Origin of the sequence: Nitrososphaera sp., assembly GCF_036397675.1 — an archaeon.
In the GTDB taxonomy this organism is placed as follows: Archaea; Thermoproteota; Nitrososphaeria; order Nitrososphaerales; family Nitrososphaeraceae; genus Nitrososphaera.
This window is the reverse complement of sequence record NZ_DASWIL010000029.1, coordinates 1-23,985: the sequence shown is the minus strand read 5'-3', so window position 1 is coordinate 23,985 and position 23,985 is coordinate 1. Positions and strand designations below refer to the sequence as shown.

The 23,985-nt window shown below is 55.0% G+C and carries 27 protein-coding genes; 9 read left to right on the top strand and 18 right to left on the bottom strand.

Features of this window, described 5'->3' with window-relative positions:
• Window positions 1-26: 26 nt before the first annotated feature.
• From VGA14_RS06855 to aroD, 8 genes are read right to left on the bottom strand one after another with little or no spacing between them, the layout of a single operon-like run.
• The gene (locus VGA14_RS06855; RefSeq protein ID WP_331003012.1) at window positions 27-269 is read right to left on the bottom strand and encodes a hypothetical protein; all 243 of its coding nucleotides are present in this window, start codon (window positions 267-269) and stop codon (window positions 27-29) included.
• Window positions 270-290: 21 nt separating this feature from the next.
• A complete protein-coding gene (locus VGA14_RS06850) occupies window positions 291-1,124 on the bottom strand; it encodes a prephenate dehydrogenase/arogenate dehydrogenase family protein (protein ID WP_331003011.1) in 834 nt (277 codons plus the stop codon).
• 1 nt (window position 1,125) lies between these two features.
• Complete coding sequence (locus tag VGA14_RS06845; protein WP_331003010.1) at window positions 1,126-2,505, bottom strand: aminotransferase class I/II-fold pyridoxal phosphate-dependent enzyme; 1,380 nt, start codon at window positions 2,503-2,505, stop codon at window positions 1,126-1,128.
• Window positions 2,502-3,608 (bottom strand): chorismate synthase, encoded by a 1,107-nt coding sequence (gene aroC, locus VGA14_RS06840; protein ID WP_331003009.1) that lies wholly within the window; start codon window positions 3,606-3,608, stop codon window positions 2,502-2,504. Before aroC ends, VGA14_RS06845 begins: the two co-directional genes overlap by 4 nt.
• A 43-nt stretch (window positions 3,609-3,651) precedes the next feature.
• Window positions 3,652-4,959 (bottom strand): 3-phosphoshikimate 1-carboxyvinyltransferase, encoded by a 1,308-nt coding sequence (gene aroA / locus VGA14_RS06835; protein ID WP_331003008.1) that lies wholly within the window; start codon window positions 4,957-4,959, stop codon window positions 3,652-3,654.
• The gene (locus VGA14_RS06830) at window positions 4,959-5,804 is read right to left on the bottom strand and encodes a shikimate kinase (protein WP_331003007.1); all 846 of its coding nucleotides are present in this window, start codon (window positions 5,802-5,804) and stop codon (window positions 4,959-4,961) included. The genes aroA and VGA14_RS06830 overlap by 1 nt, the downstream gene beginning before the upstream one ends.
• A complete protein-coding gene (locus VGA14_RS06825) occupies window positions 5,801-6,649 on the bottom strand; it encodes a shikimate dehydrogenase (protein ID WP_331003006.1) in 849 nt (282 codons plus the stop codon). Before VGA14_RS06825 ends, VGA14_RS06830 begins: the two co-directional genes overlap by 4 nt.
• Before the next feature lie 2 nt (window positions 6,650-6,651).
• On the bottom strand, window positions 6,652-7,335 hold the full coding sequence (gene aroD / locus VGA14_RS06820; protein ID WP_331003005.1) for a type I 3-dehydroquinate dehydratase: 684 nt from the start codon (window positions 7,333-7,335) through the stop codon (window positions 6,652-6,654).
• A 267-nt stretch (window positions 7,336-7,602) separates the two neighbouring features.
• Between aroD and VGA14_RS06815 the strand changes: the two genes are divergently transcribed.
• Window positions 7,603-7,944, top strand: coding sequence for a hypothetical protein (locus VGA14_RS06815; RefSeq protein WP_331003004.1), 342 nt, complete (start codon window positions 7,603-7,605; stop codon window positions 7,942-7,944).
• On the opposite strand, the gene VGA14_RS06810 is transcribed toward VGA14_RS06815, so the two are convergent.
• A complete protein-coding gene (locus VGA14_RS06810; RefSeq protein ID WP_331003026.1) occupies window positions 7,945-8,319 on the bottom strand; it encodes a PPOX class F420-dependent oxidoreductase in 375 nt (124 codons plus the stop codon).
• A gap of 71 nt (window positions 8,320-8,390) precedes the next feature.
• Window positions 8,391-9,245 (bottom strand): site-specific DNA-methyltransferase, encoded by an 855-nt coding sequence (locus VGA14_RS06805; RefSeq protein ID WP_331003003.1) that lies wholly within the window; start codon window positions 9,243-9,245, stop codon window positions 8,391-8,393.
• A 230-nt stretch (window positions 9,246-9,475) separates the two neighbouring features.
• On the opposite strand from VGA14_RS06805, the gene VGA14_RS06800 reads away from it, so the two are divergent.
• Entirely contained in the window at window positions 9,476-9,769 is a 294-nt protein-coding gene (locus tag VGA14_RS06800; protein WP_331003002.1) for a hypothetical protein, read from the top strand.
• Here VGA14_RS06800 and VGA14_RS06795 read toward each other — a convergent pair.
• Both VGA14_RS06795 and VGA14_RS06790 read right to left on the bottom strand, forming a co-directional pair.
• Window positions 9,714-10,772, bottom strand: coding sequence for a 3-dehydroquinate synthase II (locus VGA14_RS06795; protein WP_331003001.1), 1,059 nt, complete (start codon window positions 10,770-10,772; stop codon window positions 9,714-9,716). The genes VGA14_RS06800 and VGA14_RS06795 overlap by 56 nt on opposite strands.
• Entirely contained in the window at window positions 10,765-11,547 is a 783-nt protein-coding gene (locus tag VGA14_RS06790) for a 2-amino-3,7-dideoxy-D-threo-hept-6-ulosonate synthase (RefSeq protein WP_331003000.1), read from the bottom strand. Before VGA14_RS06790 ends, VGA14_RS06795 begins: the two co-directional genes overlap by 8 nt.
• Window positions 11,548-11,638: 91 nt before the next feature.
• Between VGA14_RS06790 and VGA14_RS06785 the strand changes: the two genes are divergently transcribed.
• Window positions 11,639-11,956 carry a hypothetical protein gene (locus VGA14_RS06785; RefSeq protein WP_331002999.1) on the top strand — a complete coding sequence of 106 codons (318 nt, stop codon included), beginning with the start codon at window positions 11,639-11,641 and terminating at the stop codon, window positions 11,954-11,956.
• Here the strand turns inward: VGA14_RS06785 and VGA14_RS06780 are convergent.
• Entirely contained in the window at window positions 11,945-12,808 is an 864-nt protein-coding gene (locus tag VGA14_RS06780; RefSeq protein ID WP_331002998.1) for a deoxyribonuclease IV, read from the bottom strand. The genes VGA14_RS06785 and VGA14_RS06780 overlap by 12 nt on opposite strands.
• Window positions 12,809-12,878: 70 nt before the next feature.
• Here VGA14_RS06780 and VGA14_RS06775 point away from each other — a divergent pair, with 70 nt between their 5' ends.
• The 5 genes from VGA14_RS06775 to VGA14_RS06755 are packed head-to-tail and all read left to right on the top strand — an operon-like array spanning window position 12,879 to window position 19,491.
• Window positions 12,879-13,886 (top strand): hypothetical protein, encoded by a 1,008-nt coding sequence (locus VGA14_RS06775; RefSeq protein WP_331002997.1) that lies wholly within the window; start codon window positions 12,879-12,881, stop codon window positions 13,884-13,886.
• Window positions 13,883-15,025, top strand: a complete 1,143-nt coding sequence (locus VGA14_RS06770) for a DNA primase small subunit domain-containing protein (protein WP_331002996.1) — start codon at window positions 13,883-13,885, stop codon at window positions 15,023-15,025. Before VGA14_RS06775 ends, VGA14_RS06770 begins: the two co-directional genes overlap by 4 nt.
• Before the next feature lie 36 nt (window positions 15,026-15,061).
• Entirely contained in the window at window positions 15,062-17,959 is a 2,898-nt protein-coding gene (locus VGA14_RS06765) for a UPF0182 family protein (protein WP_331002995.1), read from the top strand.
• The gene (locus VGA14_RS06760) at window positions 17,959-18,513 is read left to right on the top strand and encodes a type 1 glutamine amidotransferase (protein ID WP_331002994.1); all 555 of its coding nucleotides are present in this window, start codon (window positions 17,959-17,961) and stop codon (window positions 18,511-18,513) included. Before VGA14_RS06765 ends, VGA14_RS06760 begins: the two co-directional genes overlap by 1 nt.
• A 39-nt stretch (window positions 18,514-18,552) precedes the next feature.
• The gene (locus VGA14_RS06755; protein WP_331002993.1) at window positions 18,553-19,491 is read left to right on the top strand and encodes a tetratricopeptide repeat protein; all 939 of its coding nucleotides are present in this window, start codon (window positions 18,553-18,555) and stop codon (window positions 19,489-19,491) included.
• Here the strand turns inward: VGA14_RS06755 and VGA14_RS06750 are convergent.
• The 3 genes from VGA14_RS06750 to VGA14_RS06740 are packed head-to-tail and all read right to left on the bottom strand — an operon-like array spanning window position 19,488 to window position 21,876.
• Complete coding sequence (locus tag VGA14_RS06750; RefSeq protein WP_331002992.1) at window positions 19,488-19,769, bottom strand: putative quinol monooxygenase; 282 nt, start codon at window positions 19,767-19,769, stop codon at window positions 19,488-19,490. The genes VGA14_RS06755 and VGA14_RS06750 overlap by 4 nt on opposite strands.
• Before the next feature lie 40 nt (window positions 19,770-19,809).
• The gene (locus VGA14_RS06745; protein WP_331002991.1) at window positions 19,810-20,955 is read right to left on the bottom strand and encodes an aldo/keto reductase; all 1,146 of its coding nucleotides are present in this window, start codon (window positions 20,953-20,955) and stop codon (window positions 19,810-19,812) included.
• Between the two features lie 42 nt (window positions 20,956-20,997).
• Entirely contained in the window at window positions 20,998-21,876 is an 879-nt protein-coding gene (locus VGA14_RS06740) for a prenyltransferase (protein WP_349257150.1), read from the bottom strand.
• A gap of 79 nt (window positions 21,877-21,955) precedes the next feature.
• Here VGA14_RS06740 and VGA14_RS06735 point away from each other — a divergent pair, with 79 nt between their 5' ends.
• Window positions 21,956-22,195, top strand: coding sequence for an Lrp/AsnC ligand binding domain-containing protein (locus VGA14_RS06735; protein WP_331002989.1), 240 nt, complete (start codon window positions 21,956-21,958; stop codon window positions 22,193-22,195).
• A gap of 434 nt (window positions 22,196-22,629) precedes the next feature.
• Here the strand turns inward: VGA14_RS06735 and VGA14_RS06730 are convergent, their stop codons facing one another.
• Together VGA14_RS06730 and VGA14_RS06725 are read right to left on the bottom strand one after the other, a co-directional pair.
• Complete coding sequence (locus tag VGA14_RS06730) at window positions 22,630-22,887, bottom strand: hypothetical protein (RefSeq protein WP_331002988.1); 258 nt, start codon at window positions 22,885-22,887, stop codon at window positions 22,630-22,632.
• A gap of 209 nt (window positions 22,888-23,096) precedes the next feature.
• Window positions 23,097-23,498 (bottom strand): hypothetical protein, encoded by a 402-nt coding sequence (locus tag VGA14_RS06725; protein WP_331002987.1) that lies wholly within the window; start codon window positions 23,496-23,498, stop codon window positions 23,097-23,099.
• Window positions 23,499-23,985: the final 487 nt, after the last annotated feature.

Below are 23,985 nucleotides of genomic sequence, written 5' to 3'. Positions count from 1 at the left end.
GGACAACGCAAACTTTTTTGACATTTTTACTGGTAGTCGTGAAGCGGCCTGTCCCGGTGGGAGTCTATCTTGGCCTCGACCTCTTTTTTGTGCCTTGCGAGGATGTGCTTGTTGGCGCAAAGGTCGTGCATCACGCCTATTTCGCAAAAGTCGCAGGCAGTAACGAACTCGATCTTGCGGAATTTCTTGTTGCAGTGGGCGCACCTGTCCGTGCCCGCGTCGCCGTCAGTCAGCGGCTTGAGCCACTGGTCGCGCCAGAGAAGTGTCATTACCGTACAATAGAATGGCGCTTATGTAATATTTCCGTCTCTGAGCATCTCGTACATGCGGCGGTACGACTCCTGCAGGTCCTGCTGCTTTTGCAGGTTCCGCTTTACCTTTTTCAACAGTGGCTCCAGATTCTTGGTCCGGGCGAGCTCTTGCGCACCTTTCAGGTACCTAGTTATGTACGCAGGAGAGTAAGGGTTGTCGCGCAGAAGCGCCGCCGCAAGCTCGGGCTCGTCCGTCATGACGCTTTCTGCAAGCATCGACTGGAAGCCAAAGGTGGTCCCGCCGACCTGCTTTAGGGCCTGCAGGTCTTCTTTTGATATCACTCCGGCAAAAGCAATGTTGACAAAGTACGTCAGACCAAGCACCACTGCTATTGATTTGTCGTGGGTCCGGGCGTCGGCAATGGCGCTTATTGACATTCCGGAAAACGCCTGTTCAGCCGCCGCCTGCTCGTCTGCCTTGTCGCGCACCGGAACCAAGAGCATCTTTAGATTCTTCGTGCCGTCGGCGCCGGGGCCAAACATCGGGTGCACGCACAGAACCTGCAGGTCTTTTCGCACCTTCTTCAATACTGGGAACGTCGCGCTCTTGACCGACGAGATCTCGGCCAAGCGCGACCCTTTCTTCATCTCCTTGGCGCACTTTCTTATCAGCTCTGTCGTCTTTTGCATTGGCACGCAGACGAGCACGAAATCTGCATCGCGCACGCACTCGCGCAGGCTTGGCGCTCTATTGGAGCCGGCGATGGCAAAGGGCTTGACGTCAAACGCCGAGACTGTAAATCCCTTACGGGCAAAATACCCTGCAAACCACGAGCCCATCTTGCCTGCCGCACCTATGATTGCGAACTGCATGTCAGTTCTCCCTTCTAAGCACCTTTTCCATCATGTTCAGGCCTTCGGCCATCTCCTCTTCCGGCCGGCAGGCAGATATTCTCACAAATTGCCTGTACGAGTCGCCAAAGCCGCTCCCAGGCGCAATTGCCACGCCTTTTTCGAGCAGTTTTTCTACGAGCTCCACGTCCTCTCCTGCAGGCAGCTGTGGGTAGATGTACATTGCCCCGTCCGGCTCGATGAACCGGAGCGACATTTCCTTTAACCTTGACGACAGGAAAGTGAGCCTTTTCTTCATTAAATCTACGTTCCCGGAAGCGTCCTGCCCAAGCGCCACAAGAGCCGCGCGCTGCACCGGCTCGGCGACGCTTGTGATGCCTGCGGCCTGCACCTTTGCCATCTGCCTTATCGTGTCTACCGACGCTACTGCGTAACCGACCCTAAACCCAGTCATTGCATAAGTCTTTGAAAACGACGACACGACGACGCTCCGGTCATAGCTGTATGAAAGGGCGCTTTCAAAGGGCGCAAACGAGTAGTTCGAGTACACCTCATCGCTCAGTAGATACAACGCGTGGTCGCGCGCAAGCGAGACTATTCCATCCATCGTCTTTTCGTTGATTACCTTGCCGGTGGGGTTATTTGGGTAGTTTATCGCGATCATCTTGGTGTTTTCAGTCACCATCGCCGCAAGCTCGGAAACGTCCGGCGTCCACCCCTTCTCCATAGTTGTCCTTAGCACCTTGGTGCGGGCCCCGACAAAGTCGGCACACTCTTTATACGCTGGCCACGCCGGCTCAATCGTGATTATTTCCTCGCCGGGTCGAACCAGCGCGGCTATTGCGCTAAAAACGGCAAAGCGGCCGCCGGGCGTCACAATTACCCTGTCCTCGATCACGCCGGTTTTCTTTGCGATGGCGTCAAGGAGCGCGGGTATTCCTCGAGTATCCGTGTAGTGGTATTGTCTTTTTGCAAACGACTCGGCTAATGCATTGCCAACCTGCGCCGGCGCAGGAAAGTCAGGCTCGCCCACCTCGAGGTGGATTATCCTGCTGCCTGCCGCCTCCATCTGTTTTGCCTTGCGGAATATGCTAATATGCGTCTGCCGTGCTTTTAGCGGGCGACTCTTTTCCTGTACAAGCTCCGATTCCTGCAGGAGAACGCTAAGTAGCCTGAGGGCAAACTCTTTGCCCATCCCCGACTCTTCTGCCTGCCTTGCGACCATAAGGCGGATTTCCTGCTCGACCTTCTCGTCCTTGACGTCGATGCCGAGACGGCCCTTCACCTCGCCCACCTGCCTTGCAAGCTGCGTCCTCTCCTGCACCTTTGCCATTATTTCGGAGGTCAGCGCGCGTATCTTTAGTCTGAGGGATTCCAGCTCCTTGTTCTTTTGAACTGTCACTGCTTGCCCACCTTCAGAACCGGAGGTATCAGGCCTGCCCTCAATACGTGGTCCGCTAGCACCATCGACACCACACACTCGAGTATTGGAGGCGCCCTCGGGACGACGCATGGGTCGTGCCTACCAGGCACCGCAAGCCTGGTCTGGGCGCTGGTCGAGACGTCCAGCGTCTCCTGCTCCTTTGCTATTGATGCTGCAGGTTTGAACCCGACGCGAAGCACAAGCGGCATCCCGGTTGAGAGACCACCCAGGATTCCGCCGGCATTGTTTGTCTTTGTGATCACCTTGCCGTTTTCCAAGTAGTAGGCGTCGTTGTTTTCAGAGCCCCGCCTCTTGGAGCCCTCAAAACCCGAGCCAAACTCTACTGCCTTGACTGCGGGAATACTGAAAAGCGCCCTGCTCAGGTCCGACTCGAGCGACGCAAATATCGGCTCCCCTAGGCCCACTGGAAGTCCTGCGCTTATGCATTCCACGACGCCGCCAAGCGAGTCGCCGTCCTTGCGCGCCTTCAGGATGGCGTCTTTCATCCTTGCCGCCGCGTCCGGGTCAGGACACCTGACGTCGTTGGAGTACCTGGAAGGGATGTTTGACTTTGTAATATTACCTGCCCTGATGCCGCCTATCTCCGACGTGTAGGCGACAGTCTCGATGCCAAGCGTGCTTTTCAAGAGCTTTTGCGCCACTGCTCCGGCCATGACAAGCGTGGCAGTCAGCCTGCCGGAGAACCTGCCGCTTCCGCGATAGTCGGCAAAGCCGCCGTACTTGACCATCGCAGGATAGTCCGCGTGTCCGGGGCGCGGTATGCTCTTTATAGTCTCGTACGAGCGCGAATCCGCGTCCTTGTTCCAGATTAGCATGCAGATGGGCGCGCCTGTGGTAAACCCGTTAAAGACCCCGGAGAGTATCTCCACCTTGTCTTCCTCCTTCCTTTGGGTGGTGACTACCGACTGGCCTGGCTTTCTCAGGTCCAGCTGACCCTGTATGTCGGCCTCTGCGAGCGGCAGGCCGGCAGGGCAGCCGTCCACCACGATACCGACGCAGCGGCCATGGCTCTCACCGAAGCTCAGGGCTGCAAAGCGCTCGCCAAGAATATTTCCGCCCATTTACAGAGCACACTTGGCGCCGTTCTATATATTGGCTTTTTGATTATTCACGGCTCGACATCGGCGACAACCTCGCCCCGAGCGATTTCATGTCCTGCACAAAGTTCGGGTAGGACACGTCAACGGACTCAGCCCCTGCCACCACGGATTTCTCTGTCATCATCGCAGCTATGGCAAATGCCATGAACAGCCTGTGGTCTTCGTAGGCCTCTAGCGACGCGTTTTTCAATTTCTTGGGCGCGTTAATGACAAGCCCGTCTTGGAACTCTTCGACTCTTGCGCCGAGTTTGGTAAGTTCTACGGCAATGTTTGCGATCCTGTCCGTCTCCTTGACGCGGGCGTGCGCGACCCCGGTTATTCTGACAGGCGAACTTGCCTTTAACGCAAGTATGGACACTACGGGCAGCAAATCGGGAGTGTCGCCAAGGTTAAACTCTCCTCCCACCAAGCTCTCGGCACCGTGCACTACCACTTCGCCTTTTTGTCTGTCTGCTTTTACCCCGCAGCCCATAGCAGACATTATGTCCACTATCTGCGAGTCGCCTTGGGGCAGGTTGAAGTTGAGGCCCCTTACCTTCAGTTTGTCGCCGGCAAGCGCGCCTGCGGCGAGTATGAGGGCGGCGGTGGAAAAGTCGCTTGGCACGTCAAACCTCGCAGCGCTGTATTCTGCGTTGTGTATTCGGTATTCTAACATGTTCTCGTCGTGGTCCACCCTTACGCCAAAGTTCTGCATAGTCGCAAGCGTGGCCCTGACGTAGGGTTTCGATACGAGGTCGCCCTTTATCTTGAGCAGTATCTCGGTGTTTGCGTAAACGCCGGCTATGAGCAGGCCCGATATGAACTGGCTCGATATGCTGCCGTCGATGATGGCAGTCCCGCCCTTTATTCCGCCGGCTTTGACGATAATCGGAGGCGTCCCGTTCTTCCTTGCAGAGTGCGCCTCGACTCCCAGCTGCGAGAGCGCGTCTAGCATAGGCTGCATGGGGCGCCTGCGCAGGCTCTCGTCGCCTGTCAAGACCACGTATCCCTTGCTCGCAAGGCCGGCCATCGCAGTCATTATCCTGATTGTGGTCCCCGAGTTCTCGCAATTGAGAACGTTGTCAGGGGGCTCAAAGTTGTGCCTGCCCCTGACCTGCACGGCCCTGCCGTCGCGCCTGCTTTCCACCTCTGCTCCAAATGCCTTGCAGCACGCAAGCGTGGCAAGCGTGTCCCGCGCAAGGAGCGCGTTTATTATTGTCGACTGGCCGGAGGCAAGTGACGCTACCGCAAGCGCCCTGTGCGTGTAGCTCTTGCTTGACGGGCACCTCACGCTTCCGGCTAGCTTGGACCTGCGCACGACCATGCTTGCCATTACAGGACCTCCACGACCGCCTTCTGGTTATTAACCTTCGAGACAAGCACCTTGCCGTTGAATTTGGAAAACGCGCACTCTATGTCGTCCACCTCGTCCTCGTACGCGACTGCGGCTACCGACGGCCCGTTGCCCGACGTGCCGGCCGCAACTGCGCCCTTTTCCAGGGCGGCAAGGACCGGCTTGTAGCTTGAGGCAAGCGCCGCGGAGGTAAGCACTCCATTCATTTTCATCGCCTTCCAGTACTCGCCGGCTTCAGCAAGCCGGTATGCGTCGAGGAACAGGTCAGACAAGTCGCGCAGCTTGCTCACGTCGCCCCGCGGCGTGTTTCTTGGCAGAAGTATGACCGCATAGAGGTTGTCCGGGGCCTTTTCGCGCCTGATCAGTTTTCTAGCATAATTATCGGTAACAACAAAACCCCCAAAGTAGCAGGCTGTCGCGTCGTCAAAGGCGCCCGTTATGGTCACGTTGGCGTCAAGCGAAGATCTGACGGCGGCATCAAGCACCGCCATGTCGTCTATCTTGTCCCGGACCAGCTTGCTGAGGGCAAGTGCTATAGCGTTTGAAACGGCGCTGGAGCTTTTCAGGCCAAAGCCTACCGGGACTTCAGAGCGCACTCTTACCGCGACCTGGTTCTTTTCGAGCGTGCCGACAGGCAGGACGTTTTTCGCGATGTTCGTCACTAGCCGGTCGTCGCTTCTGCCGGTCAGAAAGCGCAGGCCCTTGCCGCGGGTCATCTCTGCCTCTGCGGTAACCGTGAGCGATATCCCAAGCGCCGAGCCGTTGCCCGTGGCTATCGCGTTCACTATGGACACTGCGCCGTGCATGGTCGCCCTGACCTTCATGTCGGCTCCCCGAATATCCCGAGCAGGTTCTTTTTCATGGCATCCCTCGGCGCCTCAAGCCCGGTCCATATCTCAAACGCCTTTGCGCCCTGCTCCAGCAGCATTTCATAGCCGTACACCACGTTGGCTTGCGCGAATTTGGCCTGTTCTATAAGGTCGGTCACCACCGGCCTGTACACAATATCGTAAACGATGGTTCCCTTTTTAATGTGATCAGAGTCTACGGGCGACGGCTCGTTGCCAAGCCCGATGGAAGTGGCGTTTACTATCATGTCTGCTTCAGCCGACGCTGTCATGACCAAGTCGAACGGCATTGACTCGCACTTTAGTCCGAGCGCTTCGCCGGCCTTTGCAAGTTCCGCCGCCTTCTTCTGGTCGCGGTTTGCAATCACAACCTTGGCGACGCCCTCTTGCTCTGACAGCGCGACTATCACGGCCCGCGCCGCGCCCCCTGCGCCTAGCAGAAGCACGGTCATGCCGGAAAGGTCTATCTTGCGCCTTCTCAGCGGCTCAATAAAGCCGTGTATGTCCGTATTGTAGCCTTTGAGGACGCCTTCAATGTTGTTGACGGTGTTGACGGCGCCGGCCTTTTTTGCAGTTGCGTCCAGCTCGTCAAGGTATTTCATGACTGCCACCTTGTGCGGTATCGTTACGTTGAATCCAGCTATATTTATGGCCCGGAGCGACTGTATCGACGCTTTCAGCTCGCCTGCCGACACCCGAAAAGCGATGTAGGTGCTGTTAAGTCCAAGGGCGTTGAACGCGGCGTTTTGCATCCCCGGCGACAGCGAATGGTGCACGGGGTCGCCTATTATGCAGTAGGTTTTGGTGGGAGCGCTTCCCATCGTCAAGAGCGATTGCCCTTGATCCCGTCATATAGCTTTCTCATTTGCGTGAGGGTCAGCTGCCCGGGCGCGACTGCCTTGTCAAGCGCTGCATAGGCGTATGGCGCGCCGTAAAACACCGAGAGAATCCGCGTAAGCACACCTGCCTCGCCCATTGCAAATATTATCGGATGCACGCCGACGGCGCTTTCGTACAGCCCCATCAGCCCCAGCGAGTCGTCGATGCTCTGAGCAGTAGTCACCACCTTGACGTAGGTGCTAAAGATGCGCATCTCTGTCAATATCGGCGACAGTTCCTCGTTTGAAGGCGTCTTGTCAAAGTCGTGCCAAGAGACAAGGGTTGGTATGCTTGCAAGTTCAAGGTAGTCTGCAAGGTTGTCGTTGGCCCTTAGGGTTTCAATTTCAACATCAACTAGCATCGGCCTGGCCTCCGCCAGCCTTCTCAAGATGCGCATCCTCTCCGCCTCCGTCCCGGAAAACCTGCCTCCCTGACTCTTTGAGCGGAGCGTGAACACGCACCTACCCCTGTCCTCGCCTATGAGGTCGACTGCCGCCATCACCTCACCTGGTTTTAGAAAGTCAAAGCGTACCTCGACAAAGTCCGCGCCGGCCTCAAACGCCAGCTTCATCTGCTCCTTTACCTTTCCCACGCTTTCCTCGGCGATTGAAACGCAGATCTTTGCCAACGTAATTAGGTGGTAAAAGAGGCACTTATGTACTTACTTAGCCCACACCCGCGGGCGGGTGGGTTGACTTGCCGTGCTCCATGCTCTTGTGCGCCTCCAGCAGGTCCGCGCTTTCGAAGACTCTGCCGCAAAGGTTGCACCGGTGACCCGCCGGCCGTTTCCCGGACGACGTAGCGGCTGACACAACACTATATTCTATACGCAGCTATTAAAGCTCGCCGACCGGGCGTGCATGGTTAATATTTCCTTCCCGGATCACCTGTCAGGATGTCGTTAAGCGACCACGTCCCTCGCCTACAGGCGCTAGGGTTTGACGGCGCTTCCATCGAGTCGTTTGCTTCCATGTGGAAGCTCCTAGAGGCCGACAGCTACGAGATGTACGCCATTTACACCGGGGCCGACGGGTCCGCGCTTGAGGGCAAGCCGGCCTGCGTCGTGTGCTCGAAAAAGTCGTTTCCCCTCAGATGGGAGAAGGTGATAACGCCAAGCCAGGATAGCGCCGCCGTCTACACGGTGTGCACGGACTGCGACGCCGAGTACGTCGACACGGCGATAAGGCAGAAGGCCCTAGGGCGCTTGTTGAAAGAAAGAAACACCCGGCCCGGCTGATCACTGTCGGAGCCGAATGAAAAACGCTTGTTCCGGCTTTATCCGCAAGAGTATCCACTTTTCGCCGGGCATCGCAAACGGGTACCTGCCCATGCCAAGGTACTTTTTCGCCATAAGGTCGATGTATCTGTCTGCCTCTTCGGCAGTCTGCTCCACAACTTTTCCCCTTACAGTCACCAAAGCGTAGGGGTTGGTGCTGTCGACTACCGATATCGCCACGCGGGGATCCCGCGCCACATTCTTTTGCTTTACGCGGCCTTGTGCAGTGTCTATCAGTATGTCGTCGCCGGCGATGTCAACCCAGACGGATGAGATCTGCGGCGAGCCGTCCTTAATGAGTGTTGACAGGAATGCAAAAGTTTTGCCCCGGAACAGGCTCCGTGCCGGCTGTGGATTACTGATTGAGAACTTACCATGCCCCCGATAGCGGGCCGGCAGAAATAAAACTATCTGTGCCTGTAGTGGGACCGGATTTTTTTCCAGCTCGCTATGAGCGTCTCCTGCCTTATGTGAAGCGGCTCACTGGCGATCCGCAACTTGGCAAGTTCCACGTACTCCCTGACCATGTCGATTCCGATATAGCGCCTGCCTAGGTTGTACGCCACCTTTGTGGTCTGGCCGCTGCCGTTGAACGGGTCCATGACGACGTCGCCCTTGTACGAATAGACCTGCATAAGCCTGAATGGTATCTCTTCTGGATACGGGCAAGGGTGCGCGATATACCCCGGTGGGACGGGGGCGATGTGCCACACGGAATTTGCTATCTCCTTCGTCCACTCCTCGTGCGTGGCCGGCAGGGCCTCCTTGCGCTTGCGTCCACTTGCGACGTCGCCTTTTCTAAGTACAAGTATGAACTCGTGCATAATGTTTGCCCGGTAGTATTTCGGGTACGGGTTTATGACAAACGAGCCGTAGCGGTTCGTGCCACCGGTCACCTTGTGCCATATTATCTCCTCGTGCAGCTGCCACCTCCCAAAGGGCTGTACAAGCCTGGAGAGCAGCATGTGCGGCAGCGGTAGTATCGTGCCGTTGACCACTTCGTTGGCGATCACTATGCAACAGTAGCCGCCGTCCTTTGTGACGCGGTAGACCTTTTCGCCGAATATCTCCTCCATCTCGTCCAGGTACTCGGGGGTCCCGATGCCGGCGTTCCCCCTGTAATATCCACCATTTCCGGAAGCGTGCATGTCGTAGTTTATCGCGTTCCTGTAGGGAGGCGATGTTATCGTAACCTGCACTGAATTCTCAGGAAGTTTCTGCATTATACGCTTGCAGTTGCCAAGTATAACCTGGTCTGTCATCTGTTCCTCCTGAGCAAGCATTGTGAGCAGCGTTTGCCTAGTTCGTCAATATCAGGCATGCTTTAGACTCCTAGACCATGCAGTGAAAAATTACTGTACGATCAGCTCGCTTTTTTGAGCTTGGGGCGCCGCCCTGCGGCTCGAGAGGTGACTTGCAGTTTTATCCTCCGCCGAGAAAATCCGCAGGCGATATATCAGATGTCGCAAGGACAGACACATGAATTCCTCGAGTGTTCATAAGGGCAGTTGACCAGCTTGCCGAGATGGTAAAAAAGACGCTCGTCGCAAACGGCGTGAAGGAAAAGGACATCGAAAACTACGCCGAGGCCAAAGTGCAAAAGGGCTCACCCATCACATTCCTTCACGAAAAGACCACTTCGCCGCTCAAACTGCGCATTGCCCGCGTCGAGGACATGGCAGACAGCGATTTGAACATGGTCCACGAAAAAGAGAGAGTCGGCAGTCTGATTATTTTTCTACGATGTACTCATCTGGAACTTCCATGCCAAAATGCCTGCCGGTAGCCGGTTTGGCAAACCCGAGGACTTGGTCGCCGGCAGTGACCTCCGTCACGGAGAGCAGCTTGCCATCGGGCTTTATCAGGCGTATGGTCTCGGCGTTCTGCAGTATCACGGTCCCGGTCTCACCCTCTATCTCCGCTCTTATGAGCAAGAGCGGGCGCGTCTCTATCTTTGACCGGCCGACTACTGCCTTTCTCGACTGGCCTTCCTTGTTCACTATCCACACCTCGGTGCCCGACTCGACCTCTGAAAGGTAGCGGGTGTTGCCGTCAGGCGTTATCGTGTAGCAGTAGACGGCTCCGGCGTTCACGCGGAAAGGTCTGGGCGACGTGAACGACGAGCCCACCGATTCGTTGTGCACAAGAAGCATAAAGTTGGACCGGCTGCCGACAAGCATCCCCTCACCCATGCCCATCATGGACGCGGTGTCAACGCAGACGCGCTCGCCCGTCCCCACGTCCTTGACCTCTGTTATCTTGGCTACTCTTATCGGGAACTTTACGGTCGAAAGCTGCCGACCTGCCTTCTCTACCTCGTCCTTGCTGTCTGTCGACAGTATCACGCCGTCGACTCCAAGCTCGAGCACCGAGAACATGGTAGAGAGCTCCTTCGCGCCTGATGCCATCGCGTAGACCTTTGTCCTTGACTTGTGCAACCTAGCTATGATGTTTTCAAGTGGGATTATCTTCCAGTCGCTTGTGTCGACTATGACAAACGACGCGCCTGCCTGCGACGCCTTCTCTATCTCGTTCACGTCGGCGTTTCCAAGCACCTTCTTGAAGTATCCAAATGGCTTGCCAGTCTGCTTCGCAGACTTCATCTGGTCAAACGTCTTGCATATTATCATGTCAGCGTCCTGCGACTCGAAGATGGTCTGGAACTTTTTGCCTGAAACATTCTTGGGGTCGACGTTTAGTATACTCACGTTCTTTAGCTTTGAGAGGAATTTCTCAAGCCCCGCCTTTGGCACCGTCGGCCTGACTATCAGGTCTTTTGCTTCAGCCAAGTTCCTTTACAGCCTCTTTGGCGCTCTTGTCTTCAAATATCACCTTATGTAGGGCGCGCACCATCGCCGGCGGGTTCTTGTGTTGGAATATGTTGCGTCCAAATGTGACGCCCTTGGCGCCCGCCTTCATCGCGCCCGCGCACATTTCTAGTATTTCTAGGTCCGTCGTGGCCTTTGGCCCGCCTGCTATCACCAGTGGGACAGGAACGCACTTGACCACCTTGCGGAACGACGACACATCGCCCGTGTATACTGCCTTAACAATGTCGGCGCCCGCCTCGGCACCCACCCTCGCAGCGTGAGCAACAATTTCGGGGTCGTGGGGGTTCTTTATCCCCTCGCCCCTTGGGTACATCATGGCAACGAGGGGCACGCTCCATTCGTCACACTTGTCGGCTATCATGCCAAGTTTTTGCAGCATCTCGGGCTCCTCTTTTGCCCCAATGTTGATGTGAAGTGAAACCGCATCGGCGCCGAGCCTTAGCGCTTCTTCCACGCTTCCCATGAGCATCTTGCGGTTTGGCGCCGGCCCAAGCGAGGTGCTTCCAGAGAAATGGGCGATAAGGCCGATGTGTGTAGGCCTCGGCATTGTCTTGATTATGCCCTTGTTTACAAGGACGCAGGTGAGGCCGGCGTTCTCGCACTGGTATATAATGCCGTGCGGATCCTCAAGTCCCCTTATGGGGCCGTTGCTGATGCCGTGGTCCATAGGTATGCACAGCATCTTGCCGTCCTTCAGTATCCTACTGAGCCTTATGTCCCTGCCAAACACCATAGGTAGGGATTGAATCTTGCCATCCTACTTAAAAGTGATATGCCGGCCCATTTGCGCGTAGCTTTTTTAGAAACACCGTGCTAGGATTGACATGGGCTACGAGCCGGAGTCTGACGGCAGCATCGCAAAGATGTCGGGTAAGAAACTGGCAGTACTTTTCGGCCTCATACTTTTTGGCGCCTTTATGGGTGTGCAGGTGATCACGGGCTTTCCGATAAAGGACCTCTTTGTCAAAGAGTCGGTCACCGAGGATGCAAAGGTCGTCTTTAAGGAGAATGGCACCTGCACAGTCGACACGTTTGACCACCCACGCGAGATTGAAAACTGCCCCTACGACGAAGGCGATGTCGTCACGGTCTCGTACAACAAGGACAATGCAGGGATTCAGTCGCACAGGCTAGCCGACTAGCTCCAAAAACGCCTTCATGTTGCCCATGTCGTCCCTCCTTTCGTCTATCGGAGTCTCCAACACTATGGGCAGTTTCGCGATAGCCTTGTGGCGCACGAACGCGGACAGCCCCGCTTTTCCGATTTTGCCAAGGCCTAGATGTTCGTGCCGGTCCAAGCTTGCACCAAGCGCGCCTTTGGAATCGTTCAGGTGCACGAACTTTAGATCCTCGAGCCCCACTGCCGCGTCAAATGCGTCGAGGGTCTTTTCCACGTTTCTTGCCGTCCTAAGGTCGTAGCCAGAGGCAAACGCATGGCAGGTGTCGAGGCAGACATCCGCGTTGACGCCTACCATGTCGAGGATCTTGCGGATTTCTTCAAAGTTCCCACCGACGCGCGGGTTCTGGCCCGCGTTGTTCTCCAAAAGTATCATAACGTTCTCGCCCTTCTTTTTTGCCACGTCACGGGCAGTCGCTATCGCGCTTGCTAACTGCCTCATGCCTTCGTCAACTCCCTTGCCAAGGTGGCTGCCAAGGTGTATGACCAGGTACGGTATCCCGAGCTCGCCGGCGCGTACAAGCTCGCCTGCAAGCGTTTCGACCGATTTCTTGTAGAGATCGCCCTGACCTGACAGATTCGGCAGGTAGGGCATGTGGACCAGAGTCGCGTTCCTGTCAATGCCGCTGGTAGCCAGTTTTTCCTGAAAGAGTGAGGCCTCTGCCGGCGCAAGGGGCTTTGCTTGCCACCCACGCGGGCTGCGGCTGAATATCTGGAAAGCAGAACATCCGATTGACATTGCGTTGTCGACCGCGTTGCTTATCCCGCCTTTGATCGACACGTGGAATCCCACCTTGTAGCCAGAGTTCACTGGCATGTTGTGAAAAAGGCGGTTAGTAAAGTTATTGCGATGTCGTTTTATGGCAGTTGTGCAGAATAACACATGTTTGTCCATCCGCCTTGGGACCGGCGACCTGGCCAGGTACCCGTTCCTCAACGAGGCAGGCGAGTACCTGCGCCAGTCAGAGTTTGGTTGGGAGGAACTTGACAGGCCTGACATGGCAGACATCATAGAGCGGGCTGCAGAACGGATACAGGTCGGCGTGTCCGGAAAGGTCTACGACAGGGTGGAAAGGTACGAGACTGAGATACTGACATTTCTTGTGACTCTGATAATGGTCAAGTCAATTGCCATGGAGCCCGTCCTGAAAAAGTACGCGCTTGCAGAAGCGCGCAGGGCCGAAAAGTTCCTGACCGAAGACCTGAAAAAGCAAAACGAAGCGCAGAGAAGAGCGCTTCTGTCAAAGATTTTCGGTGACCTGTTCGGGCTCACGATAGGCACAACAGAGGACGGCAGGCTGTTCAAGGTCAAAGTAACCGACTATTTGGCGCGTTCGTCGCATTTCCATGAGCAGGAATGGAAGATGATAAATAGGCTTGTAAGCGGCGGCCAGGTCTACCTCGGGCCAGACGAGACCGTCCGCTTGGTGAGAAACGAACTTGCGGTGCTGATAAACAGCAGGGTGCACGCGATGAGCCTCCCCGCGCTGCCAAAGGCGATAAAGGAGAAGGCCGAAGTGTTGCGGATAGCGCTTGCGCCGCACTATGAATACACGGCCGATGCGGTAACTGAATACCCGCCCTGCGTCAAGCACGCGATGGAAGTGATGAACAAGGGAGAGAACCTGCCGCATTCTGCTAGGTTGATGCTTGCGACGTACATGCTTGCAATCGGCAAGCCCACGGACGAGATAGTAAAGATGTTCAAGAACGCGCCGGACTTTAACGAGCGCATAACGAGATACCAGGTCGAGCACCTTGCAGGGTCCAAAGGGAGCAGGACCAAGTATTTCGTGCCTTCGTGCGACAAGCTCCGCACCGAGAACCTATGCTTTGCGACCAAAGATTGTGACGGCATAATAAACCCCACACAGTTTGGCAGGCGCAGGAAATGATCGGGAGCAAAGCCGTACGAGCTGCATTTCGCGAATACTATTTCAAGCAAAAACTGGTGGAAGCGCCTAACAACATCGAGCAGCGCGAGTTTGGCTATGCGCAGTTCGGAATACCTGGCATGGTCCGGCACCTTTCGTTCAAGGGTGCCGGCGAGCTCACGGCCACGCTTGTAAGGGAAGTGCCGTCCGACGTATATTGTTCAAACGCGCTGTACAGGTTCCCGACGCTCCCGATGCAGGAAAAGCAGTGGCAGGGCGCAGACCTGATATTTGATATCGACGGCAAGGACCTGCACCTCTCCTGTGTACCCTCTCACTCATATCCGATATGCTCAAACTGCGGGCATGCCTCTCCCACGCTTGAAAAAGAGTATGCGTGCCCGGCGTGCGGCGGCAAAAAGGCCGATTATGTTTCAATACCCTGCGCCAAGTGCATAGAAGGGTCGAAGAAAGAGGCTGCAAGGCTGGTTGAGTTCTTGTCGGGTGACCTTGGCATCGCGAAGGAAAACATTCGTCTTTACTTTTCTGGGAACAACGGCTTTCACTTCCACATATGCGACGACTCGTACAGGCCGCTTGACTCGCAGGCCCGCTCCGACCTAGTCGGATACCTCGCGGGCGTCGGGCTAATCGCAGAGAGCGTTGGCGTCAGGAGGTCGCCGGGGAGCGACCTTGCGTTTGTCAAGTTTCCAAGGAGCGGCCTTGACTACGGGTGGCGCAAGAGGGTCGCAGAAACGCTGGACATAGGCGCGTCTTCCACGATAAGGCTGACAAACATCGTCAAGGAAAAGGGAGGCTACTCTGCCTTCAAGGCAGAGCTTGACAGGATAACCCGGCAGATGGGCGTCAGGATAGACCCGCAGGTGACCACCGATGTGCACAGGGTGTTCCGGCTGCCCGGCACGCTCAACAGCAAGAGCGGCCTGACAAAGCTCCGGTGCGACATTGCGAGACTGGAGTCGTTCGATCCATTCGCAGACGCCTGCCAGCTCGGTTCGACAAAAGTAAAAGTGAAGATGAAGACGCACGCCAAGGCCAGGCTGAAGGGTCAGACGTTCAACATCGCAAAAGAAGAGGCAGAGCTGCCGGCATTCGCCGCCGTGTATTTCATGTGCAAGGGCCTTGCCGAGGCGGCATGAAAGACATTAAAGGACCTTTTGACATAGTGCCGGTGATTGTGGGACACCTATAGCGGAGAGGACAGGGCCCCCGCCACGAACATCGGTCGGATGATAAGGATAGCCATACTTGGAGCGATGGCCATCGTCATCTTTACAGTCGTCAGCAACCAATCTGTCGACCTCCTGATCAACCTGTCCGAGTTTGGCGACGTCTTTACAAAGACCTTGGGGTATTCCATAATCTCCGGCATTATCCTTGCCACAATAGCGCTTGTCAGGGTAAACTTTGCCTCCCGTCACTCGATTGTATGGTACGGCCTTCACACCATCGTCAACTTTGTGCGCAGGGCCGACTTTGAGGCCGCCGCAAAGCCTGCACGCTACACCGATTTCAAGATGAGCCCTCTCAGCTTTGGGCTGTGGCAGGTTACCAAGGTGGCGCTCATGGCCCCGCTCTTTGGCAACCTCGCTTTTGGTATGGCAGTCTCGTACATGACAGAAGGAAACGACATTGGCATCGGCTCACTTTGGACCGTGTTTGGCCTGCCATTTGCAGAGGTCCCATTTGACGGCGCCTTTGCGCAGGAGAGGGTGGTGACTGCTATTCCTGCGCTGACGTTTGTTATCCCGGCTGTTCTTGGCGCCATTGGAGTCAGGCTACTCCTTTACGTCGGCGTTTCTGGGGCAGTCAACATCGTCTCAAACTATGTCCTTGACGCGGCAGAGCGCAAGCCCAAGTTCTTGGGTTACATAGCGACAGTTGAGATCATTGTTGGAGCCGCGATTTTCTGGGCAGGATTTACAGTATTCTTTAGCCCCGCCATTGACTTTAACACAAAGTATCTAATAGGCGGCTCGCTCGCCCTTGGCGCCGCGTTCCTTGGCTTTGGCGCCTGGGACAGGAGGCGCGCAAAGGTGATGATATATCCTACAAAGAGGCACTTGTATTCCAGGATACTGACAGTAGTTGCGGTCATCGCCATCGTCGGCTCCATCGTGGTGATAAACACGAGCATCGCCGAGGCAAAGAAGCTGGAGTACAGGGGCCCGTACATCGCGCAAGAGATAGCCGTCAACCGCTTTATCGCCGAACTTGACGACGTGCGCATCGTCAACTACAACGTCGCGCCACCCTCGATATCGCCCTCGGCAATTCAAGGCATCGTCAACGAAAACCGCGAGACTCTGGACACCATCCGCGTCTGGGATCAGGAAGCCGCTACGCAGAAACTAAAGCCCGAGCTTGGCCAGAGAAACGACATCCTCTTTGCCGACACCGACATACTCCGATTTGGCGGCACGATGTACTGGACCAGCACGACCACGCCGAAGCTGCCGGACAACCTTGCCAGGGGCAACGAGTGGTTCAACCAACACCTAGTATACACCCATACTAACGCCGGATTCAAGATGCTCCAGGCAGACACGGGGAACCTGGCCAACTCTAACAATTTCTTTAACCAGAACCGCATCTATTACGGCGAGAGCGGCGACGGGGGCCTCTTCTCAAACTCGTGGGCCGCCTACCCCACGGGCAGGACCACTAGCGACGAGCTCGAGGGCGTATACTACAACGGCACCGGAGGCGTCGATGTCCCGCCGCCGCTGAGCTGGATGTTTGAGCCAAACTTCATGCTGTCCTACCCTGAAACCCCAATCCACGTGATGCGGTACAAGGACATACACGACAGGATGGGCCTGCTGTACCCGTACTTCACCTACGACTTTGGATTTGCTGGCGCCACTGGCTCCACGCTGCAGAAACTGGAGGTATTCCCGGTGACCGATGGCACCAACACCTACTGGATGATGCCCCTCATAGCTGCACTTGACACTTCGCACGTCCCGTGGGGTGCGCCCTTCATGCTCAAGCTGGTCGGCTATGCATTGATAGACTCGTACGACGGAGACCTCCAGATTATAGTCACTGGCGACGATCCGTTTTCAGAGATGTTTTACAGCCAGTACCGTGAGCTGGGCGCCACGCGAGATGTGCCTGACTGGCTCGAAGAGCAGATCCGCTATCCTGAGGAGATGTTCATCTGGAAGATTGCGAAGTTCAATCGCTACCACGTGACTGACCCCAAGACGTTCATAGAGGCAAGGCAGTTCTACAACGTGCCGCAAGAGGCGCCGGCTCCCTACTACATCATAACCAAGCCCCAGGGCTTTGAAGACACTGCCTTTGTGGGGTTCCAATCGCTTGAGCTTGACGGCTCGCAGACCAAGAACCTTGTGGGCTACATGATAGTTGAAAACAACCTCGAAGGCCTCGGCGACATGTCGTTCTACTCTGTCCCGCTTGACTCGCCCACGAAATTGATAGGCCCGAGCGCAGCCAGAGAGGCGCTTGAAAAGGACGAGAAGTACAAGAACTTCAAGACGCTTTTGCAGGGAACCCCGAAGGTGGGCGAGAACATCCTGTACAAGATAGGCGAGCAAGAGGTGTACTTCATACCGGTATACACTGCAAGCAATACAGGAGGCGTTGTGTCGCAGCTTGGCACGGTTGCGGCCGTAGGGGCATCGGTGACAGGGACGTTCTATGTCGGGCTCGGAGACGATTCTGCCGAGGCGTTCGAAAACTATTTGCTTCAAGCCGCAGGGCGGCAGCCTTCGCAGCCTGCGCCCGGCGAGACTCCAGAAACGCCCGCGCCGGACCTCGACGCGCAGGATAGGATAGAGGAGCTTGAAAAGATATTCGCGGACGCAGATATACAGGTGGTCAGGCCGACTTCTATATCGAGCCCCATAGAATTCTTGAGGGCAGAAGCGCGCTACATGGTCGACACAGACTATGCAACAGCGGAGCAGGTGGTCAAGCAGTTCATTTCAGACTTTGCCCCCGACAGGGTGTACGAGTGGAAGGCGGACGACAGGGTCAACTTTGGCGTGCTGCACGCAGAAGGCGGCATAGTCGAGAACCACTACATATCAGTAGAGGTAAGTTGATGCGCCCGGTACTGGTGGTGGACAACCTTTCGCCGTTCACGCCCGACATCCTTGCGTGCCTCGGCAGACTGAAAGTCAAGCACGAATGCACAATGTTCTCAGAGGTGAAGCCGGCAGACCTTGCGAATTACGACGGGGTAATTCTGTCAGGCAGGCGGAAAAACGACCCTGCCATAAACGCGGCAAACTCACGAATAATCAGGTCGCGCCACGACAGCGGCCAGCCACTGCTCGGAATATGCTACGGGTCGGAGATAATCGCTCTGACGCTTGGAGGCTCGCTCAGGAGGATGGCGCGCCACGTGCAGGGCCCGATAACCATAACGCCGAAGCAAAACCCGCTCACCCTTGGCAAGAAACAGGTCACAGTTTACGAGAGCCACGGCTACTGCGTCGCACGCCTGCCACCCGGGTTTGAGTCACTTGCAAGCTCGCAGGACTGCCAGTACGAGATGTTTGCCCACGAGACGAAAAGGATCTATGGCACCCAGTTCCACCCTGAAAAAAGCGGCGCCGACGGCATGGACATAATAGCCAACTTTATTCGCGTGTAGAAGGATTTATTTGCCCTGCGCGCAGACGCGCAAGACATCTTGGAATCGCAGCCGGAACACTTTATCTCGCTGCCGCTTGTTGGCAAGGAAGAGGAAAGCCCGCGCCTTCCGCTTGCGATAAACGTGGTGGCCAAGTACTGGGGCGAGGACCTAGTGCAGCCGGATAGCCCGGCGCAGCCAAGGGGAGCGGTCATGATAGACGGCATAGAGCTTGCAGAAAAGGCGGGCCTTGCAGCCTACATCTACAAGGGCTCGCTGAAGAATTTGAAAAAGAGGATAGACCAGGGAATTCCTGTGATTGCGATAATGCCGGGCATACAGGACGTGGCCCAGCACGCCACCGTCGTGTCCGGCTACAGCGTCGACGAGCGCAGGATACTGACTTACGTGCCGGAACCTGACACCGTCGGAGCTGTCCCAGAGTCAAAGTTCGAGGACGACTGGGAGCAGGACGACTCGACTGCCATAGTAATCGTGCCGGCAGACATGAAGGAACTCGTCAAGAAAGAGGAGGCGCAATTTGCCCAGTCAAACAGGCTCTGCTTTGAGGCAGAGAGGCTGCGACAGCAGGGCAATGCAGGCAAAGCGGCCGAGATACTCAGGCAGGCTGCCGAAAAGGACCCCGAGAACGCGCAGGCATGGTCGCAGCTTGGTGGCGTCTACAACGAGCAGGGCTCAGAAGAAGCAGTAGTGTGCTATGAGCGCGCAGTCAAGTTGAACCCCAAGTACTACCTTGCCTACAGGGGGCTTGGCAACTATTTCCTGAAAAAGCAGGACTACTCGCTTGCAGAGGCCTACTACTCCAAGGCGATAGGTGTGAACCCGGCGCGCTACGGCCCGATATACAAGAACAGGGCGGTCGCAAGGATGCAGCTCGGAAACAACGCCGGCGCAAAAGGAGATCTTGTAAAATACCTGGAGCAGACGCCGGGCGCGCAGGACAGAAAGTCGATAGAGGACGCAATAACCCAGATCTAGATCGGAACTTTGCGGTAGGCTTCGATCCTCGGTGGCTCTGCTACCTGGTGCTCGATTCTCTTCAAAAGTAACTGGATGTAGGGCTTTTGCAGGTGTTCTTCAAACGCCTTTCTGTTTAGCCATATTTCGTCAAACATCAGACAATGTGGATCGTTTTCGTGAGTGTAAAGGATGTAAGACGAATTTCCCGGCTTGCTTTGCGTCGGCTCGACGAGCGACAACAGGATGCTTTGCAGTTCCGAAGCGCGTCCGCGTTTTTCCCTGAAAAATGCAATCACCCTCAGGGATTCTGGATTGTAGATTTCTGGCGTTCTCGTGTCACTCCGACGTGGGCCTTTCCATCAGAACCTTCATTGCCTGCTCAAACTCCGCCTTTGTAAGAGGTGGCGCATCTGCCACCTTCAGGTTTTCCTGCACATGCTCGGGCCTCTTTTGGCCGACGAGGGGTGCGATGACCGCAGGGCTTGAGCGCACCAGCTGCAAGAGCCTCGAAATGCTGTCTTTTGCGCCGGGATAGTCAGGTATCTGGGAGCGCAGAAGCCGCCCTTGGAAGAGCGGTATGCTTGTGAAAACGCCGATTCCAAGCTTGACCGCCGCCTGAAGTATGGTCAGGTTAACGTCCGCGCCCGCCTGCTGGTTCTTCAGCAAAAGAGCCTCGCTGTAGGCAAGGTTGTACGGCAGCTGGATGAACCGGAATCCGTGGTCCTTGCCGCCGACTGATTCTGCAACCTTGACCGCGTCCTGTAGCGACAAGTATTCGTTACTTTCAGGCGGGACCCGGAAGCACGTCCAGGTTGCCATGCCGTAATAGCGCAGCTTGCCCTGCTTCCGATACTGCTCATAGACTTCAAAGGCGCGGGCGAGCATCTCCATGAACTTTTCCCTGCTCACGTCGCTGTGCCAGCTTTCAAACGCGTTGTGGACGTATACCAGGTCGATGGTGGAAAGGTGCATGTTTGCAAGCGACCTGTCGATGCACTTGGCAAGGTAAGCAGGGTTCATGACGTTGTATCCAGAGCTGATGTCGTCAGCGGTAATCACGCCGGTGGAAATGTACATCTTGTACATGTACTCCATCACGTCGACTCCGGGAAAGTCGCCGTCGTTTGTGATGTAGCCGTTCTTGGTGGATATGAACACCCGGTCGCGTGAAATGCCCTCGCTTTCAAGTCGCAAAAGCGCGCTGCCGATGCTTTTCTCGGATTTCATGGCTCGGTAGTTTATCGCGGTGTCTATGACGTTGATGGCGCCGGACTTGACGGAATTATAGACGGCATTTTCCACCGCCTCGTCGTCTTTTTGCGTCAGGTCGCCCAGGTACGTCCCCATGCCGATGCTTGAGAGGTGTAGGCCGTCAAATGTCCTGAAATGCTCCTTGGGCTTGCCGGCGGCGACTGCGCTTTCCATGTATTTTCGCGTGCCGTCCGGCGTCGCAAAACCCTTCAACATCTCAAAACTTGACACGCGCGCTCAAAGAGCGCTCGGCGATAATAAATGGATCGTACGCTAGAAAAGCAGGCTTGCCGCAAGTACAAAGCCAGTTATCTTCGAATAGGTGACCGTCGCCCCCATAGCAGGTACTAGGCCCTGTGTGGTCTCGTGGTCTTTACGCAGCGCCGACACTGCCTTTACAGCAAGTGGTATCGAGGCCAGGCTCGCAAGCGAGTATATTTTCGTGTAGCCAAGCAGGACCCCTATCGCAATCAGGGAATACGCCGCGATTACAAACGCGGGAAACAGCATAGACGCCCTCTGCCTGCCCAGCACGATTACAAGGGTGCGCCTGCCCTTCGACCTGTCCGCCTCAAAGTCTGGGAACGCGTTTACAAAGAGCACCGTAGCAGAAAGCAGTCCCACTATTGCACCGACGTAGATGGCCACAGGTTCGATGAGCGCGGTCTGAACGTAAAAGGTGCCGAGCACTATCAACGCGCCCTTTATTGCCACGAACAGCTCGCCTAGACCCGAGTTCACAATAGAAGTGGAGTAAAAGTAGATCGCAACAACCGCAAAGCCCAGTATCACCGCGATAGTCACGCCGCGTATTGCCACAAAGTACGCCCCGACTGCTATTCCAAGTATCAGGAACACGACGCCGGCCGTGTAGACGGCTTTCGGCGTCAGTATCTTTTCCGGAAGCACGCCGGTGCCGCCCGAGAACTTGGTCCTAGTGGTCGCCGAGTCGATGCCGCGCTTGTGGTCCCAGTAGTCGTTGAGGAGGTCTACGCTTGCATGCAAAAACACCACGCCAGCATAAGTCAGCGCCGCATAAAGCGGGTCAAATAGGCCGTATTTCCAGTAGGCTATGGCAAGCCCGTTGCTCACCGCGATGACCGAGGCGAGCAGGAACCTTATCCTGATGGCCCTAAGCCAGCTGGAAATCAACGCCATATTGGCGTCAGGGTGGAATCTATGTCTTTTGAAACGAAAAACTTCATTAATGTTCGTCTCGATAGCCTCGGTAATGGCAGAGGCATACATTCTCATAAACTGCGAGCTTGGTTCTGAAGACAACGTCATCAAGGAACTCAAGCTCATCTCTGGCGTAGCTGAAGTCAAGGGCGTGTTTGGAGTCTACGACATCATTGCGAGGGTCAGCTCTACAAACGACGAGGAGTTGAAAAAGGCCGTAGCCCGGATTCGCTCTCACCAAGGCATCAAGTCCAGTTTGACCATGATGGTCATCGAAGGGCAAGGGAACTGACACCCCCTTTTCATTTTAGGGCAGGTTAATTTCAAAGTCTTTTTTACAAAGCTTTTCTTTAGCGTCAAATATGCAAGCCGTAAAAGAACTTGACAGCCCTGCAAACGGCGGCGAGTATGTATTTCTAGTCTATCGTGGCGTTGTGCATTTAGGGCAGCGTAACATGACAACCGGCGAGACTTGCGCAAATTGCGCTCGCGATGTTGAAACATGCGCTATCTTTCAAACGCACTTGGTTAAAAATAACAAGCGGCAAGCTTTGCGCTTTTGCAAGACTTGCTTGCCTGTCGTTGAAATTGATACCCGCGACTAACTAGTGCATCGCGCCTCGGCATTAAACCTGTCTGTAACAGACAAGGGTTTATTATTCTGGCTTCAGCCGTAACCGTCAAGAAAAACTTGTGCGTTGTTAAGTGGCTACATGAAATGCGCGGTTAAAGATCACATGCGCACCGGCGCACATCATACTTCATACCGAGCGACTCGACAAACTTCTTTGTCTTCTCTTGCGTCTTTGAGATCGGGCCGCAGCCATACTTGACCTCAACAAATCTGGGTTTCTGGCGTGGGCGCATCTCAATAAAGTCTGCACCGAATGGTATTTTGACAACATCATAACCGTTACTCTTTGCGTCGTTCACCATTCTGCGTTCGCAGAGCTTACCATTTCTTATGTCTCGTGCGCGTATCAATGCTAAAGTAATCGCCGATCTATTTTAAAAAGATTCTCATTTTTTTCATCATGATTACCAATTTTGTTGCACAACATGTGCAGGTTGTGCATTTGTTACAATTCTTAGAAAAAGAAAAAGCGCCGACTTGGGCGCTTAAAGGTCGTTTAAGATCGGGCTTTTTGGTTTTTCTAGCGTGCGCAGTAAGGCGGCCTTAAGCCCTGCAAATACTAGATGTTTTCAAATTTTTGCTTGTAAACGACTTTAGACCAAGGGCGAGGGCGCCAGTTTAAAGCTTCGATCACCATCTCGTGTTCTTTTAGCTCGTCTAAAACATCGTCAAGAATGACGCCGCTACCATGATCTTGCGGTAATGTCGCTATGGTTTTGTCGCCACCAGTCACAATGTCGCTCTGCCACTTTAGATAAGTCTTGTTGACTCTAATTCGATACGAATAAGCTGTTTTATTGCGATTGTGAACAGTTATTCTAGCCTTGAAATAGGGTTCTTGTGGGCTGTTTGCAACTACAAGCGCAGGTCTACGACTATTGTAGTGTATGTACAAAAGCGTAAAGATGGTTGCGGCACCTACACAAGCAGTTATGCCGGCGGCGATAATGACATCTGACAATACAACGCTAAGAGGTTGAGGCAGTTAAAAAGTCGTTAGATCTTTAGTCTACGGCGACCTAAATTTACGGCGAGTTAAATTGTTTCATGACAAGCTTTAGACATGATTTTTGCCCGTCATAAATTACCAGCGCTGCGCTTTCGACTCGAAAATTTGTACCTAGGGGGGTATTTAAAGCAAAATCAGTTTACCGACTTTCATATTTTCGGGTCTCTATAGATAGGGTATGATTACAAACCCTACCTTAGTTAGGTGTGCGATTTGGCCAAATCGCAGGCAGTTAGTATTTAAAGCAGAGTTAGGCTAGCCTAATGACAGTAGTTAAGACTTACTTGGTAAACATAACCGTAGATTTGACATGACGCCTCACTTCGCTTTGCTTCGTTCGGCGTGCTAGCGCACGATATTGCTACACTCGCAAGAAGCCATAACGCCCGCACGCCGAACGACACACGCTTGTGTTTTTGTCACGAGTCTACAGACTTGG